The 16261-nt window shown below is 64.2% G+C and carries 24 protein-coding genes and 1 other annotated feature; of the genes, 18 read left to right on the top strand and 6 right to left on the bottom strand.

What is annotated here, in order from left to right:
- Window positions 1-15: 15 nt before the first annotated feature.
- The 11 genes from fliS (at window position 16) to JNO50_RS14060 (ending at window position 7392) form a co-directional block, all read left to right on the top strand.
- Window positions 16-402, top strand: a complete 387-nt coding sequence (gene fliS / locus JNO50_RS14110) for a flagellar export chaperone FliS (RefSeq protein WP_189530571.1) — start codon at window positions 16-18, stop codon at window positions 400-402.
- Window positions 395-691 (top strand): hypothetical protein, encoded by a 297-nt coding sequence (locus JNO50_RS14105; RefSeq protein ID WP_189530573.1) that lies wholly within the window; start codon window positions 395-397, stop codon window positions 689-691. Before fliS ends, JNO50_RS14105 begins: the two co-directional genes overlap by 8 nt.
- 7 nt (window positions 692-698) lie before the next feature.
- Window positions 699-1751: a flagellar hook-length control protein FliK gene (locus tag JNO50_RS14100; protein ID WP_189530575.1), complete on the top strand. Its 1053-nt coding sequence runs from the start codon at window positions 699-701 to the stop codon at window positions 1749-1751.
- Between the two features lie 36 nt (window positions 1752-1787).
- The gene (locus JNO50_RS14095) at window positions 1788-2255 is read left to right on the top strand and encodes a flagellar basal body-associated protein FliL (protein WP_189530577.1); all 468 of its coding nucleotides are present in this window, start codon (window positions 1788-1790) and stop codon (window positions 2253-2255) included.
- 3 nt (window positions 2256-2258) lie between these two features.
- Window positions 2259-2996, top strand: a complete 738-nt coding sequence (locus JNO50_RS14090) for a FliA/WhiG family RNA polymerase sigma factor (RefSeq protein ID WP_229804427.1) — start codon at window positions 2259-2261, stop codon at window positions 2994-2996.
- On the top strand, window positions 2984-3850 hold the full coding sequence (motA, locus tag JNO50_RS14085; protein WP_189530579.1) for a flagellar motor stator protein MotA: 867 nt from the start codon (window positions 2984-2986) through the stop codon (window positions 3848-3850). Before JNO50_RS14090 ends, motA begins: the two co-directional genes overlap by 13 nt.
- On the top strand, window positions 3850-4854 hold the full coding sequence (locus tag JNO50_RS14080; RefSeq protein WP_189530581.1) for a flagellar motor protein MotB: 1005 nt from the start codon (window positions 3850-3852) through the stop codon (window positions 4852-4854). Before motA ends, JNO50_RS14080 begins: the two co-directional genes overlap by 1 nt.
- A 338-nt stretch (window positions 4855-5192) precedes the next feature.
- Window positions 5193-5876, top strand: coding sequence for a Crp/Fnr family transcriptional regulator (locus tag JNO50_RS14075; protein ID WP_189530583.1), 684 nt, complete (start codon window positions 5193-5195; stop codon window positions 5874-5876).
- Between the two features lie 61 nt (window positions 5877-5937).
- Window positions 5938-6246 (top strand): flagellar biosynthesis anti-sigma factor FlgM, encoded by a 309-nt coding sequence (gene flgM, locus JNO50_RS14070; protein WP_229804431.1) that lies wholly within the window; start codon window positions 5938-5940, stop codon window positions 6244-6246.
- Window positions 6243-6674 (top strand): flagellar protein FlgN, encoded by a 432-nt coding sequence (gene flgN / locus JNO50_RS14065; protein WP_189530585.1) that lies wholly within the window; start codon window positions 6243-6245, stop codon window positions 6672-6674. Before flgM ends, flgN begins: the two co-directional genes overlap by 4 nt.
- Window positions 6675-6678: 4 nt before the next feature.
- Window positions 6679-7392: a glycoside hydrolase family 73 protein gene (locus tag JNO50_RS14060; protein WP_229804437.1), complete on the top strand. Its 714-nt coding sequence runs from the start codon at window positions 6679-6681 to the stop codon at window positions 7390-7392.
- 11 nt (window positions 7393-7403) lie between these two features.
- On the opposite strand, the gene JNO50_RS14055 is transcribed toward JNO50_RS14060, so the two are convergent.
- From JNO50_RS14055 to flgA, 6 genes are all read right to left on the bottom strand, one after another.
- Window positions 7404-7730 (bottom strand): transposase, encoded by a 327-nt coding sequence (locus tag JNO50_RS14055; RefSeq protein ID WP_229804438.1) that lies wholly within the window; start codon window positions 7728-7730, stop codon window positions 7404-7406.
- On the bottom strand, window positions 7727-7990 hold the full coding sequence (locus tag JNO50_RS19295; RefSeq protein ID WP_373298288.1) for a transposase: 264 nt from the start codon (window positions 7988-7990) through the stop codon (window positions 7727-7729). Before JNO50_RS19295 ends, JNO50_RS14055 begins: the two co-directional genes overlap by 4 nt.
- Before the next feature lie 2 nt (window positions 7991-7992).
- Window positions 7993-8445 carry an IS5 family transposase gene (locus tag JNO50_RS14045; protein ID WP_189530595.1) on the bottom strand — a complete coding sequence of 151 codons (453 nt, stop codon included), beginning with the start codon at window positions 8443-8445 and terminating at the stop codon, window positions 7993-7995.
- A gap of 53 nt (window positions 8446-8498) precedes the next feature.
- Window positions 8499-9721, bottom strand: a protein-coding gene (locus tag JNO50_RS14040) for an IS3 family transposase (RefSeq protein ID WP_373298277.1) whose coding sequence is annotated in 2 segments (ribosomal slippage) — window positions 8499-9430 and window positions 9430-9721 — 1224 coding nt in all. Because the reading frame shifts where the segments join, the coding sequence is not laid out codon by codon here.
- Window positions 9327-9443: a sequence feature (AL1L pseudoknot), on the bottom strand. It overlaps the preceding gene by 117 nt.
- Window positions 9722-10015: 294 nt before the next feature.
- Window positions 10016-10369: a recombinase family protein gene (locus JNO50_RS14035; protein ID WP_189530598.1), complete on the bottom strand. Its 354-nt coding sequence runs from the start codon at window positions 10367-10369 to the stop codon at window positions 10016-10018.
- A 93-nt stretch (window positions 10370-10462) separates the two neighbouring features.
- Window positions 10463-11179, bottom strand: coding sequence for a flagellar basal body P-ring formation chaperone FlgA (gene flgA / locus JNO50_RS14030; protein ID WP_189530600.1), 717 nt, complete (start codon window positions 11177-11179; stop codon window positions 10463-10465).
- Between the two features lie 190 nt (window positions 11180-11369).
- On the opposite strand from flgA, the gene flgB reads away from it, so the two are divergent.
- The 7 genes from flgB to flgH are packed head-to-tail and all read left to right on the top strand — an operon-like array spanning window position 11370 to window position 16257.
- On the top strand, window positions 11370-11732 hold the full coding sequence (flgB, locus tag JNO50_RS14025) for a flagellar basal body rod protein FlgB (protein ID WP_189530602.1): 363 nt from the start codon (window positions 11370-11372) through the stop codon (window positions 11730-11732).
- Window positions 11733-11737: 5 nt separating this feature from the next.
- Window positions 11738-12145, top strand: a complete 408-nt coding sequence (flgC, locus tag JNO50_RS14020; RefSeq protein WP_189530604.1) for a flagellar basal body rod protein FlgC — start codon at window positions 11738-11740, stop codon at window positions 12143-12145.
- Complete coding sequence (locus JNO50_RS14015) at window positions 12142-12825, top strand: flagellar hook capping FlgD N-terminal domain-containing protein (protein WP_189530605.1); 684 nt, start codon at window positions 12142-12144, stop codon at window positions 12823-12825. The genes flgC and JNO50_RS14015 overlap by 4 nt, the downstream gene beginning before the upstream one ends.
- Before the next feature lie 29 nt (window positions 12826-12854).
- Complete coding sequence (locus JNO50_RS14010) at window positions 12855-14051, top strand: flagellar hook-basal body complex protein (protein WP_189530607.1); 1197 nt, start codon at window positions 12855-12857, stop codon at window positions 14049-14051.
- Window positions 14052-14063: 12 nt separating this feature from the next.
- On the top strand, window positions 14064-14789 hold the full coding sequence (locus JNO50_RS14005) for a flagellar basal body rod protein FlgF (RefSeq protein WP_189530609.1): 726 nt from the start codon (window positions 14064-14066) through the stop codon (window positions 14787-14789).
- A gap of 29 nt (window positions 14790-14818) precedes the next feature.
- Entirely contained in the window at window positions 14819-15607 is a 789-nt protein-coding gene (gene flgG / locus JNO50_RS14000; protein WP_189530611.1) for a flagellar basal-body rod protein FlgG, read from the top strand.
- Window positions 15607-16257: a flagellar basal body L-ring protein FlgH gene (gene flgH, locus JNO50_RS13995; protein ID WP_189530612.1), complete on the top strand. Its 651-nt coding sequence runs from the start codon at window positions 15607-15609 to the stop codon at window positions 16255-16257. The genes flgG and flgH overlap by 1 nt, the downstream gene beginning before the upstream one ends.
- Window positions 16258-16261: the final 4 nt, after the last annotated feature.

Genomic DNA, 16261 nt, shown 5'->3' with positions numbered 1-16261 from the left:
GGGAAGGACCGCATTTTGGATTACGAAGCCTACGCCAGCTATCACGCCGTGAACCTGGAAGCGCAGACCTCCACCGCTTCGCCGGTGGAGCTTGTGCTGGTTCTGTTCGACGGCCTTCTTGACGAACTGGCCCGCGCCAAGGGGCATATCGAGGCGCGCCGCTTCGAGCAGAAGGGGGAGAGCATTACCAAATGCATCAATATCCTCAACGGACTGTCCAGCGCGCTCGATTACGACAATGGCGGCGAAGTGGTCACCAATCTGGCCAGATTGTACGACTACTGCGTATGGCGTCTGCACGACGCCAGCCTGTCGCTGGATACCGCCATTCTGGATGAGGTCTGCGCTCTCTTGGCGACGCTCAAGGGCGGCTGGCAGGGTGTGGGCGAGGCCCATGGCTGATTCCGCCTCCCTCGAGCGCCTGGCCGCCCAGGCCGAAGACGCGTTGCGCCGCCAGGACTGGCCGGCGCTGAGCCTGCTCGACGGCAGGCTTTCGGCGTTTCTGGCCGCCCGGGGCGGGCGCTTCGACGACGCGGAGAGGCGCGAGCTTGCCCGTCTCAAGGCGCTGTGGCGGCGCAGCGCCGCCGAGCTGGGCGGGGAATGCGACCGACTGCAGGGAATCCTCAACGATATCGGCGAGCACGCCGAGGCGCGCTCGGCGTATGCCGTGATCGACGCTTGGAACGATTGAACGAAACATGATGACACCGATGCCGACAATGCCCTCCGGCGGGCAGGATGTGACGGGACGCGACGCAACGCCGCCGTTGGCGGCCGACCCTTCCCAGCCCGGGGAGCCGGCCGCGGCGGATTCCGCCGCGCTGCCCTTCGCGCAAATCATGGCGCAGGTTCCGCCGGCCGTCGTGCCGCCGGTCCTCCCCGACGCGCTTGCCGGCCAAACCGCTCCCGGTGTTCCGGAAGACGGCGCGGGCAAGACCGCGGACGCCGGCGACTCCGCGGACGAGAAGCCCGGCGAGACGCCGCGTACCGACCCGTCCGCCACGCCCTGGCTGGCGGTGATGGCGATGCAGGTCCCGGTCGCGCCACTGCCGCAAACGCCCGCCGCGAATGACCGAGGCGCGCCGTCCGCCGTCGCGCCGGCCGCGCCGGCTGTTTCCGGCGACGCTTCCGAGATGCCGGCCACGGCGCCTCAGGCCCTGTCCGTCGCGGTTCAGATTCCGTCGTTCGCCGCGAAGGACGCGCCGACGCCGGCCAAGGACACCACCGGTCTTCCCGACATGCCGGCCGCGGTGCCGGCCGCTTTGGCCGGCTCCGTTGGCGCCGCGCCGCGCCAGAACGCCGCGCAGCCCGCCGAATGGGCGCCGGTGGCCCTGCCCGCCGCCACACCGGCGCGCTGGGGGCACGCGCTGATGTCGACGCTGGGTGAGCGCGTCACCCTGCAGGCCGATCACGCGATCCAGAATGCCGTGATCCGGCTCGACCCGCCGATGCTCGGCTCTCTCGAGATCGCCATCCGCCACGAGGCCGGCTCCCTTGTCGTGCAACTGACCGCCTCGAACGGCGATGTCGCGCGGCAGTTGCAAACGGTCAGCGATACCCTGCGCAACGATCTGATGAACCGGCAATTCACCGATGTCGCCGTCTCCGTCGCGCATCAGGGCGCCGGCGATGGCCGCGGCTCGGGCCGCCAGTCCCGGGACGAGGCGTCCGCTCCGCCGCCGGCCGCCGCCAGCGAGATCGCGCAGGCCGGGGACGAGCGCGGCGACCGCGCCTATCTGGTGCGTGTCTGAGCGCCGTGTCGAGTTTCAAAATAAGAAAGGTGTGACGTGTTGAATAAAAGCGCGCTGCTGATGGTGGTGTTGGGTCTGTTGATCGGAGCCGGAGCGGGAGGCGGAGCCTGGTATTTCATGAGTTACCGCAACCAGGACAAGGCGCCGGCGCATGCCGTGCGCGAAGCGCCGCGCGTCGAGGGCAAGGAGTTCCGCTATGTCACCTTGGACAAGGTGATCATCATGCTGCGTGACGACAACGGCGGTCCGGCCTCGCATTATCTGTCCACGGATCTGGTGTTCCGCACCACCGAGGAAGGCGAGAAGAAGGTCAAGGAGCAGTTGCCCTATCTGCGCAGTCTGACGGTGTCGACCCTGTCGGTGCTGACCACCGGGCGCGCGGGCCAACTGACCGTCGAACAGTACCGCAAGGTGCTGGGCGAGGCGTACGCCGCGGCCTACGCGCGCGATGCGCAGGAACGTCCCTTCCTCGATGTCATGGTCGGTCGCCTGATTATCGAGTAAGCCGTGTCCTACGCCGACATTCTGGAGATGGACACGCCGGCCGGCATGGCCGGCGAGGCCCGCCACCTGGTCTCATACGCGCCGCTGGTCAAGCGGATCGCGCGGCAACTGTCGTCCCAGGCCGGCGCGGTGCTCGATCGCGAGGACATGGAGCAGATCGGCCTGATGGCGCTGCTCGAATGCCTGCGCCGGTATGGCGAACCGGATGAGCGTTTTGGCGGTTTCGCCGCCTTGCGCATCCGCGGCGCGATCCTCGATGAATTGCGCCGCCTCGACTGGCGGCCGCGCACGGTGCGCCAGGATGCCCACCGTGTGCGCGACGCGCTGCGCGAGCTGATGCGCCGGCTCGGCCGCGAGCCCTCCGACGCCGAAGCGATGGCGGCGCTCGGTATGGACGCCGAGGCCTGGCAGGCCTACCAGCTGGCCGATAACGCCGAATCGATGGCGAGTTTCGATGTGCTTGTCGACGAGTATGGCGGGCTGGGGGCGCAAACGACCGAGGGGCCGGAAGCGGCCCTGATCGCCCGCCGCAGTCTCGAGCAGGCCGTGATGGTGCTGGACGAGCGCGAGCAATTGGTGATTCAGCTGTATTACGAATACGAGCTGAGTTTGAAGGAAATCGCTCTAGTGCTGGAGTTGACCGAGGCGAGGATTTGCCAGATCAACCGCAAGGCGCTCGAGAAAATGAAAGTCTTTTTGCAAGCGGACATACCGCGGGGTAGGGATAAATGCAGCAGATAATCGGTATCGCGGTCGTACTGGGGTGTGTGTTCGGCGGCTTCTTGCTCAACGGCGGCGCCATGCACGTGATCTGGCAGCCCATCGAGCTGCTGATCATCGTGGGGGCCGCGCTTGGCGCCATCATTCTGGGCAACCCGCGCCACGTGCTCAACGAAATGCTGGCGCAATTGCGCAAGGCGCTCATGGGCAAGAAGCGCGACTCGGAGTTCCAGCGCCAGCTGCTGTTGCTGATGTACGAGCTGTTGATGATCGCGGGGCAGGGCCTCAAGGCGCTCGACCAGCACGTCGAGGCACCGCGCGAGAGCAAGGTGTTCCAGCGCTATCCGCTGATCCTCAAGGAACCCAAGCTGCTGGCCTTCATCGTCGACAACTTCCGCCTGATGGCGATGGGCAAGATCAATGCCCATGAACTGGAAGGCGTGCTCGAGCAGGAGCTCGAGGCGATCCACACCGAAATGGGCCAGCCGTCCAAGTCCCTGCACAAGATCGCCGAGGCGATGCCGGGCTTCGGTATTCTGGCGGCGGTGCTGGGTATCGTGATGGCGATGAACACGGTCAGCTCCGGCGCGTCCGCGGCCGAGATCAGCGAGAAGGTGGCCGCCGCGATGGTCGGTACCTTCATCGGGATTTTCTTTTGCTATGGCGTGATGGACCCCCTGAGCAACATGATGGCCCAGCAGGTGAAGGACGAATTGTCCACGCTCGAGTGCGTGAAGGTGGTGCTGATCACCCACGTTTCGGGCAAGCCCGCGCTGCTGGCGATCGACGCCGGGCGGCGCCTGGTCAAACTCAATGTCAAGCCGAGCTTCGCGGTGCTTGAAACCTGGATCGATACCCTGCAGGGCGAATATTGATGGCACTGAAGAAAGAGCACGAAGAAGCCGTCATCAAGCGCGTCTCGCGCAAGCATGACGAAGAAGGGCACGGCGGTGCCTGGAAAGTGGCCTTCGCGGACTTCTGCCTTGCGCTGATGTGCCTCTTTCTGGTGCTGTGGGTGCTGGCCGCGCGCAACCAGGAGCAGGCGGAAACCCTGCTGCGCACCTCGTTCGGCAATCCCGCCCTGGAAGGCGGCAGCTCCGTGCTGAATCACGAGGGCAACCCGCCGGGCAGCCTGATTCCGCGCGATCCGGTGTCCGGCCGCATTCAGGCCCAGGCCCAGTCGCAGATCAAGAACTCCGGAATGAATTCGGCGATCCAGAAAAACGGGGCGGAAACCTCGGAGGAGCGCAAGTATTACGACTCGGCCGAAGACTTGAAGAAGCTGGCCAAGACGCTGAAGGAAATGTCCGCCGAAGCGGGGCTGGGCGGCAACATCGACAGCAATATCACCCCGTACGGCCTGCGCGTGATGCTGCACGATACCGACAACCAGGGCATGTTCGACCGGGGCAGCGCCCTGCCGTCGCCGCGTTTCCGTCTGCTTTTGCACAAGATCGGCCCGCTGTTCGCCGCGATCGAGAACCAGGTCATGGTGGTCGGCCACACCGACTCGGTGCAGTACGCCGCCAAGGGCGCCAGCGCGTTCTCCAACTGGACCTTGTCGAGCAACCGCGCCATGGCGGCGCGCGCCAACCTGATCGACGGCGGCATGCCGGCGGCCAATGTGCTGCAAGTGGTGGGGATGGCGGATCGCGCGCCGTACGATCCGGCGCATCCGGACGCCTCGATCAACCGGCGTATCGAGCTTCTGGTGCTGTCGCGCAGTCAGGCGGCGTTCGTGGCCGGGCTGTTCGGCATGCCGGGGGCCAACCCGCCGCCGATCCGCACTCTCGAGGTCAAACCGTCCGATGGCGGCAGCATGGAATCGCTGCGCACGGAACTGCCCAAGGCCGGGCAGCCGCCCGCGCCAAAACGCTGAGCCGTTCCGTCCCCGTGTCGCCTGAAGTGAAAAGCCCGCCGGTCCATTCCCCGCGGGCTTTCGCTTTTTCGGCTAACCCTTGCAGATATGTCAAATTCTTTCAACTGTTTATAAATGATTGAGTTATCAATTGGCAGTTAATTGATAAATTTGTTTGGCCCATCGGTAAAATATAGTATTATTCCCCAAACCCGATGCGTAATTTTACTGATGCATTTTGTGTCAGGGATATTGCGCTTCGCTGAGGGGCCCTTTTAAACGGGGGTAATGACGAAGAAGTGATATCGGGCAGTATTTCGAACGGAACACGATCCAAAAAAAGTGCCGGAACAATAAAGATGGACAAAAGTATCGTAAAGCAGTGGCTCAAGGACTGTGAATTTTTTGAAGGCGTCGGGGATTCCCTTCTCGATGCGCTGGCCGACCTGGCCGTCCCGTTTACCCTGACAAAGGATCAGGTGCTCTTCGCCGAGGGCGAAGTGGTTTCCGCCCTTTACATCCTGATCCGCGGCTCGACCCGCTCCTATAGCGGGGAGGCCGGCGGCAAGAAGTTCGTTTTCATGTTCAACCGTCCGGGCGATGCCCTGGGCGAGGTGACATTCCTCGATGGCGGCCCTTGCGCCTGGACGACCCGGGCGGAAGAGGAGTGCCAGCTCATCATGCTGCGCCAAGCCGATCTGGCCGATGCCTTCGGCAATCAGACCGGCATTCCAAATGATTTAGTCAAAGACAGAGTAATGATGAAACTGGTTGGCATGGTGCGCTATTTCGCCACCGCCGCCAAGCATCTGGCCCTGCTCGACGTATATGGACGGATCCGCATTCTTTTCAACGGCATGCTGGTCGAGGAGGGCGGTCGCACGTTGCTCGATACGCCGTTGACGCAGCAGGAAATCGCCGACCGGATCGGTTCTTCCAGAGAAATGGTCGCCCGGATTCTGAAAGAACTGATTTTCGGGCGGTATATCGAAATGGAAAACAGGCGCATAGTCATTCTTAAAATGCTGCCGGATCATTTCTGAAAAACTTTGCGGGATTATTTAAGTAAATGCTCCTGCCAGTCGTCCTTATTGTGGTATTGACATGATTGATTTGAATACCGACAAGGGGGAGACCATGCGCGTCAGCCGACAGACACGGCAAACCATCGATCCGGCGGGACGGGTCGTCCAGGAAACGGCCGCGGGTGGCGCGCCTGCCGCCGTCTCGCCGGTCGCGCCCGCCCTGTCGTCGGAACGCCTGGCGCCCGCGCGCGAAGCGCTGGCCGCCATGCCCGACGTTGACTTGGCGCGCGTGGCCGACGTCAAGGCCGCACTCGCGCGCGGCGAAGTGCGCATGGACCCGGAGCGCCTCGCCGGCGCGATCCGGCGTTTTCACGAGGGGCGGCGGTGAGCGCCTCCGATTCCCTCAAGCGCCTGGTGCTCGGCATCCAGGCCGATCTTGACGATTACCGGCGGCTCGAGACGCTGCTCGAAGAGCAGTACCGCGCCGCCCTGTCGCACGACGCTTCCCGTATCGGCGAGGCGGGCGATGCCGTCCTCGTCCTGTGCGAGGCGCTCGACATCCGCCGGCGCGAACGCAGCCGTCTGCTGACCGTCCTGACCGGTTCCGGCGGCGAAACGGCGATGCCGGCCTTTTTCGCGATGCTTCCGGCAAAACTCGCGGCGTCCTGCCAGGCCGCCTGGCGCGCCCTGCAGGCGCGCGTCGAGCATTGCCGTTCGCTCAACCTGCGCAACGGCGAACTGATGTCGATGCAGCAGGAAGTGATGCTTCGCGCCATGCACGGCGATGGCGCCGATACCTACAGTCCCCAATGGTGACCCGATGATCGATTTTCCCGCGCTTGGCAACGACGTGGTTTCCGCCCGCGAGTTTCCGCCGCTGCCGCAGGACGGCGGCGGGGCCGGCTTCGGCGCGCTGATGCGCGAGACCCGGCAGGATGTCGAACGTTTCATCACGAGCGGGGAAGGGTGGGGCGGGGCCGCCTCCGGACTGAGTCCCGAAGCGCGCGCCGCGATGCTCCGGGCGGGGCAGGCGCCGTCCACCGGCGCGGCGGGCGCGCTGCCCGAGGATGCCCGGGCGTTTCTCGACCAGATCATGCCCTTCGCGCGCGACGCCGGACGGCGTCTCGGTGTGGCGGCCGACATCATCGCCGCGCACGCCGCGCTCGAATCGGGCTGGGGCGGCAAGCCCCTGCGCGACAGGGACGGCAAGAACCGTTACAACCTGTTCGGCATCAAGGCCGACGCCGGTTGGCAGGGCGACTCGGAGCTCGCCGCGACGCGCGAGCACGGGGCGGGAGGCGATTACGCCACGTCCGCGCGTTTTAGAGCCTACGGCAGTCTTGCCGAGGGCTTCGACGATTATGCGCGTTTTCTTGGCGCCAATCCGCGCTACCGCGGCGCGCTGGGCGCCGGTTCGGACGCCGGAGCGTTCGCGCGCGGCCTCGCGCGCGCCGGTTACGCGACCGACCCGGCCTATGCGGACAAACTGATGGCCACCGTGGCCCGCATCCGCGACATGGCGCGCGCCCGCTAGGCGCGTCCTTGTCAGCCGGGCGTGTCGTAGCCCAACGCCCCCATTTCCGCGTACTTCTTCTGTTTGTTGCTCAACCGTTCCCTTTGCTGTCGGCTTTCCTGCCCCTTGCGGTAATCCGCGTCGTACAGCGCAATGTCGACGAGCTTGCTGTCGATAATCCGGGATCGGATGGCATCGTTTGCTGTCAGCCCAAGCAAGTAGGCTCTGTTTGCTAAGGCCCTCAAATATCGTCGTATCATGGCAATGTGAATGCTCGCCAAATAATGTAGCGCCAGTTTTTCGTAGCGTGTCGCTACGGCGCGCGCTTCTTTGAGCCAGCCAAGACAGCGTTCGATCACGTTGCGCCGCCTACACTGTTCCCGTTCGAACTTGGGCGGTCGGCCCCGACGGTGGGCTCTCTGTCTTTACGCTCGGGAATGACGGCCGGTATTCCCCGCTTACGCCGCCATTGACCAATCCGTCGATGGCTGTACCCCTTATCACCCGCCACCCTTTGCGGTCGTTGCCGTACCGTTCCGCTCCGACGGCCAATCCGGATGGCCTCAAGCAAGAGTTCAAAATACCGGGACTCATGAGACTGGCCGGGGCTGAGCCTCACCTTCAGCGGCAAGCCGGCACCATCGGTGACGATAGGGAGCTTGGTTCCCCATCCCCCTCTACGGCGTCCCAAAGCGTGATCGGTAGGCTCATTCGCCGGTGCGTTTTTTTTTTCGCCCCAGCCGCGGCTTTATGCGCGCGGACGTTCGAACCGTCGATACACCAGAGCGACCCATTGATCCCGTCAAAGCCATCCAGGTCACGCTGCAACACTTCCCCTACCCGGTACCATACCCCTGAGCGCGTCCATCGTCGGAAACGCGAATACACCGTTTTCCACTGACCGTGGCACTCCGGCAAGTCACGCCATGGCACGCCGGTCTCAAGACGAAACATAATGCCGTTCACGATGGCGCGGTGATCGTGGTTGCGGCGGCCAGCCGTTAGTCTATGGGGCAAGACGGGCTTCAGCACCGCCCATTCTTCATTGGTCAGTTCATGGCGACGCACTGTCATGGCTAGTCTCGCTTTGAACCGCCCCGGGTTTCGCGGAGGCTGTTTTGTGTGAGTCAGACCTGCATGGCCTGCTCGCTCAGACTGCGATAGTAGTTTGCTTCTGCCTCCGCCGGTGGAATGTAACCGATCGGCGCCAGCAAGCGGTGGTGATTAAACCACGCCACCCATTCCAGCGTCGCCAGTTCCACCGCCTCCAGACTCTTCCACGGCCCGTGCCGGTGAATGACTTCCGCCTTGTACAAGCCATTGATCGTCTCCGCCAGCGCGTTGTCGTAGCTATCGCCCGTGCTACCGACTGAGGGCTCGATGCCCGCCTCGGCCAGCCGTTCGCTGTAGCGGATCGAGACGTATTGCGAGCCGCGATCGCTATGATGGATCAAAGCGTCGCGACTCGGCTGCCTCGCCCACAGCGCCTGCTCCAGCGCGTCGAGCACAAACTCGGTGTGCATGCTGCGACTGACGCGCCAGCCAACGATAAAGCGGGCGAAGACGTCAACAACGAAAGCGACGTAGACGAAACCCTGCCAGGTCGACACATAGGTGAAGTCCGAGACCCATAGCTGGTTTGGTCGTTCCGCGATAAACTGCCGGTTGACCCGGTCGAGCGGGCACGCTGCCGCCGGATCGGGGCGAGTGGTGCGAACCGCCTTGCCGCGGCTGACGCCACGCAAGCCGAGCTGCCGCATCAACCGCTCGACGGTGCCGCGCGCCGCTGCGATGTGTTCGCGCCGAAGCTGACGCCAAACCTTGTCGGCGCCATACCCCTGCTGGTTGACCTGCCTGACACGCTCAATCTCGACGATTAATCTGTCGTCGCGCTGGGCCCGAGGGCTGCGCAAGGCAGGGTCTCGCTGCCGGGCGACATAGCGGCGATAGGCCGACGGGGCAACCTGCAAGACCCGGCAGATCGGCTCGACCCCAAGCGTGTCGCGGTGCGTGTCAATGAAGGCCCTCACGACTTGAAGCGGCGGTCGAGCTCCGCCTGCGCGAAAAATGCGCTGGCTAGCCGAAGGATTTCGTTGGCCTTCTTCAGTTCGCGCACTTCGCGCTCGAGTTCTTTGACGCGGGCGGCTTCGGTGCCTGCCGGGCCATCGTTCTGGCCGGTATTGCGCTCTTGCTGGCGAATCCAGCGGCGCAGTGTTTCAGCGGTGCAGCCGATCTTGGAGGCGATGGAAACGAACGCGGCCCACTGCGACTCGTACTGATCCTTAGCGTCAAAGACCATGCGCACAGCGCGCTCGCGGACCTCCGGGGAAAACTTGGTGGATTTGCTCATAGCTCCATTCTCTCAAGTGAGGGAGCCTCCGCGAAACCTGGGCGGTTCAGACCTGTACACACGCGCCATCGTCGGTTGGGCGATGGACAGTCGGATGACGCGGGAATGGGTAATGGATGCGCTGCGGATGGCACGCATTCGGCGCAAACCAGCTCGCGGGCTACCTGGTCAACTGTGTCAGCGAACTGCTGGCTTGGAATCTCGTGCCGAAAAAAACCGGCAAAGCCGGACATGCCACCTCACACAGGGGCCCCTGACAAGACGGTACTGCTCGAGGGGCTTACGCTGAAACTGTTACCTGCTGAAGTAGCTCGCATGGGCGTCCGAGATGCAAGTAAGCCAGTCATCACGCTCGCGTTTTCGTTGCACGGTCTTCCCGTCGACAGTACGCCGATAGTGCCGCCGACCGTGGACGCCTGCGTAGCGCGGGTTGTTCTGCGCGCGTAGCGCCGTCGACGCGGTGAGCGGCTGGGATGTGGTCCGTTTCTCGTTGCGCACGCGGGATGGAAACAAAATCCCCTCATTCTTAAAGGCTAGGACGGTTTGGTGCGCCGATCTGACCCGCGAGAATGTCTCGAAGTAGTGGGTGAAGATCTCCCGGACCTGCGCGTCCAGATCGAGCTCAACGTTGCCAACCTCGTCGTACACGAAGCTCGTCGGGAGCACGTAGCGATATTCGCCACGACGCACCTTATTGAGGACTCTACCGCGCCGCGCCTTGTTCCTTTGTCGCCTCCGCGCTCAGCCGGGCTTCGCTTCCGACACGCCCGGCGTCACCGTGCCGTCGGCGTTGACCCGGGCGCGCAGGATCTTGCGGCTTTTCGGGTTGGCGATGCGGATCGTGTCGCCTTCGCGGCCGTTGTCCATGGCGTTCGCCTCGGTTTCGATTTCAATGCCCGCGTCGCGCACCACCACCGTCACCGTGCTGCCGCGCGTGACCTTGAAGGGGCGGTCGAGCAGTCGCCGCGTCAGCACCTGTCCGTTGGCGAGCCTGCGCCGGCTCGCGAATCCCACCGCGTCTTCCGGTTTCATCACATAGTCGGTCGCCAGTGTGGCGATCGCCTGGTCGGCGCCGCCCAGATCGGCGGGGGTGAGCGGGGTGCCGGGCGGCACATCGGCCGCGAGCGACACCGCGCGCGCGGTGACGGCGACTTTCGCCCAGATGGTCGCGCGAGCGCCCGATCCGTCGCGGCATTCGAGGTCGGCGCTGCGCCGCAGCAGATTGTCGCCGGGCACGGCGGTGACGATGGGCGTCGTCTTGCAGACAAAGCGCGAGTCGGCAAGGGGCGAGACATCGACCTTGACGAGCTGCCAGCCGCGTGAACGCGCCTCCTGCTGGATCTGGCGGACGATGGCCTCGCGCACGGCGTCGACCGGGTCGCGGGTCGGGGCCGCCTTGGCCGAAACGCACGGCAGGGCGAGGGCGGCGAGGACGAAAACTCTCGAAAAACGAAGCATGGCTGTGATTATTACCACCAAATGGGGTTTGGTAATTGTTGCGTATACGCTCGCGGGAGCGCTGATTAGGATAGCACCGTCAAGTGGGATTGCCGGTGACTGGACTGGGTTTCGGGGAGAAACGGGACCGCGCCGGCAGTGCCTTCGCGTGCAAACGATCATACTCAACGGCGGGTTTGAAGGCAACTTTATGGGCATCAGCTTCGACAAGGCGCTGGGGGTTCACCCCGAAGCGCTGCGCCTGCGCGCCGAGCGCACCGAAATTCTGGCGGCCAATATCGCCAACGAAACGACTCCGGGCTACAAGGCCCGCGACATGGACTTCAGAAGCCGGCTCGCCGGCGCGACCGCCGAGGGCGACGCCGCGGGCGGTCTGATGTTCGACAGCGAAGAGACGATGTACCGCGTCCCGCATGCGCCGTCGCGCGACGGCAATACCGTCGAGATCGGTGTCGAACAGGCCGCCTTTTCCCAGAACGCCTCCGACTTCCAGATGAGCCTGACCTTCGTGAACATGAAGCTCAGAGGTCTTGCCAAAGCCATTTCCGGATAACTCCCATGTCATTCAAGGGCATTTCCCAGATTGCCGGGTCGGCGATGACCGCCCAGACCGTCCGGCTCAATACCGTGGCCAGCAATCTGGCCAACGCCGGCACGGTCGCCGGCAGCGAGGAGGGCGCCTATCGCGCCCGCAAACCCGTATTCGCCGCGGTGATGCAGGACAGCGGCAACGCCGCTGTCCAGGTGCTCGACGTGGTCAAGAGCCGCGATCCGGTGCGCAAGGCCTACGAGCCGGGCAATCCTCTCGCCGACAAAGAGGGCATGGTGTACTACCCGAATGTCAACGAGGTGGAGGAAATGACCGACATGATGTCCGCCACCCGCGCTTTCCAGACCAATCTCGAAGTGCTGTCGCGCGTCAAGACCATGCAGCAGGAGCTGCTCAAGATGGGAGAAAGTTCATGAGTAACGTCAACGCCGCGCAAGGCGGCCAGACCGGCGCGAATACCCGCTCGGGCGGCCTGCCCGCCGCCCCGGCCGCGAATGGCGCGGATACGACCAGCAATATGTTCATGACGCTGCTTGTCGCGCAAATCAAGAACCAGAACCCGCTGGAGCCGACCGACGCGTCGCAGTTCGTCAACCAGCTGACCCAGATGAGCCAGATGCAGGCGACCCAGCAGCAGTCCGCCATCGCCAAGAACAACGCCGTTCTCCTGGAAAACCTCCAGACGCTCGAATTGGGCCGTCAGGTCGGCTCGCCGGTGATGGTCGAGGCCAAGTCCCTGGAGATGGGCAAGACCCCGGTACAGGCGCGCGTCAATCTGTCCAGCGCCGCGGGCGATGTCACGCTCAACCTGATCGGCGAAGACGGCCAGGCGCACCCGGTTTCGCTGGGCCGTCACGCCGCCGGCGCGTTCGACATCACCGTCGATCCGGCGAAGCTCGGTCTCGCGCCGGGGCGCTACAAGATCGAAACGGTGACCGACACCAAGGAAAAACCCTCCGTCGAAGTCGCCGGCGTCATCGAATCGGTGCGCGTGCCGCTGTCCGGCGGCGGCCCGCTGGTCAAAGTCTCGAATGTCGGCGAAGTGGGCTTCGCCAGCATTTCCCAATTCAACCGCAAGTCCGGGGCGACAGCCTGAACCCGTGAATCGACGAGAAAGAGCCTGCCATGAGTTTTGAAATCGCCTTGTCCGGCATCAACGCCGTCAACAGCCAGCTGACCGGCATCAGCAACAACATCGCCAACAGCGGCACCTACGGCTTCAAGTCCAGCCGCACCAACTTCGCGTCGACGTATGCCGGCGCGCAGCCGACCGGTTCGCAGGCGTCCTCCACCACCCAGAGCATCAGCCGGGGCGGCGGCGTGACCTCCACCGGGCGTCCGATGGATGTGGCCATCGAAGGCCAGGGCTTTTTCATCACCAAGGATTCCAGCGGCAACACCGCCTACACCCGGGTGGGGATTTTCGGGACGGACAAGGACGGCAACGTGATCGACAGCCTCGGCCGCCGCGTGCAGGGCTATGGCCCCTCCACGGCGGGCGCGGCCGGCGCCGCGGCGCTTGGCGCGTTCGGCGACCTGAAGGTGCCGCAAGGCCAGATCGCCGCCAAGGCGTCCGATACGGTGAACTACGTCGCCAACATGTCGGCCGGCTGGACCGCGCCGGCCACCGCGACCTTCAACAAGAACGACCAGACCTCCTACAACTCGTCGATGGTCACCACCGTGTTCGATTCGCTGGGCAATGTGCATAACCTGACCCAGTATTTCGTGAAATCCGCCGCCAACGCGGTGACGGTGAACTACGTGTTCGACGGCGCGACGCTGCCGACCACCACCACGCTGACCTTCGACACCTTCGGCAAGATGACCTCCGCGCCGGGCGCGACGATCAACTGCGGCACGCCTCCGGGCGCCGCCGCGCTGAGCCTGAATTTCAATTATGCCGGCACCACCAGCTTCGCCGGCGAGCCGTCCACGGCGGTCAACAGCGCCAACGGCTACGCCTCCGGCCTGATGACCGGGGTGAAGATCGAGGACAACGGCGAGATCAGCGCCACCTACAGCAACGGTCAGAAACAGCCGTGCGGCACGCTGGCCCTGGCCTCCTTCATCAACGAGAACGGCCTGGTGCAAACCAACAATACCAGCTGGCTCGAAAGCCCGGCCTCCGGCGCCGCGGTGCTCAACCGCCCGGGCACGGGACTCGCCGGCAAGATTGTCGCCGGCTCGCTGGAACAGTCGAACGTGGACATGACCTCGGAACTGGTCAACCTGATGGCGTCGCAGCGCACTTATCAGGCCAACACCAAGGTGATCTCCACGGAAAACCAGATGATGCAGGCTCTGATGCAGGCGATCTGAGGATAAGGCTCGATGGATGCACTGATCTACACCGCGATGAGCGGCGCGAACCGCGCCCTGCATGCCCAGCAGGTGCATGCGAACAATATCGCCAACGTCGAGACGCGCGGTTTTCGCGCCGACATCGAAATGGCCGACAGCCAGGCGGTGAAGGGCTACGGCTATGATTCGCGCCACATGCCCTCGCTGCAGGCCAATGCCGTGGACGGGCGAGCCGGCACGCTGACCGCCACCGGCCGCGAGCTGGATGTCGCCATCAAGGGCGACGGCTACTTCGCGGTGGAAATCGCCGGCAAGGAAGCCTACACCCGCGCGGGCAGCCTGGTCGTCGACCGCGACGGCGCGCTGCTGCTCAACGGGCACCCGGTGCTGGGCGCCGGCGGCGCGATCACCCTGCCGCCGTTCGCCAAGGTGGAAATCTCCGCGAACGGCACCATCGCGATCCTGCCGGCCGGCGAAACCGAGCTGCAGGACGTGGATCGCCTCAAGACGGTGACGCTGCCGGCCGGCGAGGCGACCAAGAACGAGGCTGGTCTCCTGGTGCGGCGCGATGGTCGCAACGCCGACGCGGGCGATGACCTCGAAGTGGCCTCCGGTCACCTGGAGGCGAGCAATGTGTCCGCGGTGGAGGAGATGGTCGCGACCATGTCGCTCAACCGCAGTTTCGAAATGCAGATGAAACTCCTGCGTTCGGCGGATGACCTGGCCGATGCCGGCAACCGCCTGATGCGCGCGTGACCGAACACTGAGAACGAAAGAAGACGCCCATGAATCCGGCAATGTGGATCAGCAAGACCGGCATCCAGGCCCAGGATGCCAAACTGACGGCGATCGCCAACAACCTGGCCAACGCCAACACCGTGGGCTTCAAGCGCGACCGCATGGTGTTCGAGGACCTTTTCTACCAGGTCGAACGCCAGCCGGGCGCCAAGCTCGACGACAACAACCTCGCGCCGATCGGCGTGCAGCTGGGCAACGGTACCCGCCTGCTGGGCACGCAGAAGATCTTCACCGGCGGCAATATCATGACCACCGGCCAGACACTGGACGTCGCCATCATCGGCAACGGTTTCCTGCAGGTGCAGATGAGCGACGGCGAGACCGGCTACACGCGCGCCGGCCAGCTGGAGATCAATGCCGAAGGGCGGCTGGTGAATGCCCAGGGCCTGCCGCTGGTGCCGGAAATCACCGTCCCGGCCAATGCCACCAAGATCAGCATCTCCGAAAACGGCACGGTCTCGGCGACGGTCGCCGGGCAGGGCTCGCAAACCGAACTCGGCCAGCTGACGCTCGCCAATTTCGTCAATCCGACCGGCCTGATGGCGCTGGGCGACAACCTGTACAAGGAAACCGACGCGAGCGGTCCGGCCACGGTCGGCGTGCCGGGCGAGGACGCGCTGGGCAAGGTCAAGCAGGGCGCGCTGGAAGGTTCCAACGTGCAGGTGGTGGAGGAAATGGTCGACATGATCTCCGCCCAGCGCACCTATGAAATGAACGCCAAGGTATTGACCGCGTCCGACAACATGATGCAGTACCTGTCGCAGGCCGTGCGCTGATGAAACGTCTCGCCGCTCTCGGTCTTGTGCTGCTCGCGGGGTGCTCGGTGGTACCGCCCATGCCTCCCGCTGTCGACAATGCCCTGCCGGATATCGAGTCGGGCAAGCTGCGCGGCACGGGCGGCGGCGTGTTCCGCCCCTCGCAGGGGCTGAACCTTGTGGCCGACCGGCGCGCGACGCGCGCTGGCGACGTGCTGACCGTGGTATTGCAGGAAAGCACCCAGGCGACCAAGCAGGCCAACACCCGTTTCGACAAGAACTCCGGCATTACCGCCAAGCCGGCGGTGATCCTCGGCGGCGCGGCCATGGCCACCGAGATGGGGGTGGACGCCAAGCGCAATTTCGCCGGCAATTCGTCGAGCACCCAGCAGAACGCGCTGTCCGGCTCGATCACCGTGGTGGTGCACAAGGTGCTGCCCAACGGCCTGTTGATGATCAAGGGCCAGAAAAAACTCAATCTCAATCAGGATGATGAATTCATCACCCTGTCCGGATATGTGCGCGAAGAAGACATCGGCACCGACAACCGCATCTCCTCGCAGCGCATCGCCAACGCCACCATTTCCTATACCGGCAAGGGTTCGCTTGCCGACGCCAACTCCGCCGGCTGGCTGACCCGTTTGTTCAACAGCCCCTGGATGCCGTTCTGAGGAT

The organism is Paludibacterium paludis (assembly GCF_018802605.1).
GTDB lineage: Bacteria > Pseudomonadota > Gammaproteobacteria > Burkholderiales > Chromobacteriaceae > Paludibacterium > Paludibacterium paludis.
The sequence above is the reverse complement of the archived record's forward strand: the minus strand, read 5'-3'. Positions and strand labels throughout refer to the sequence as shown.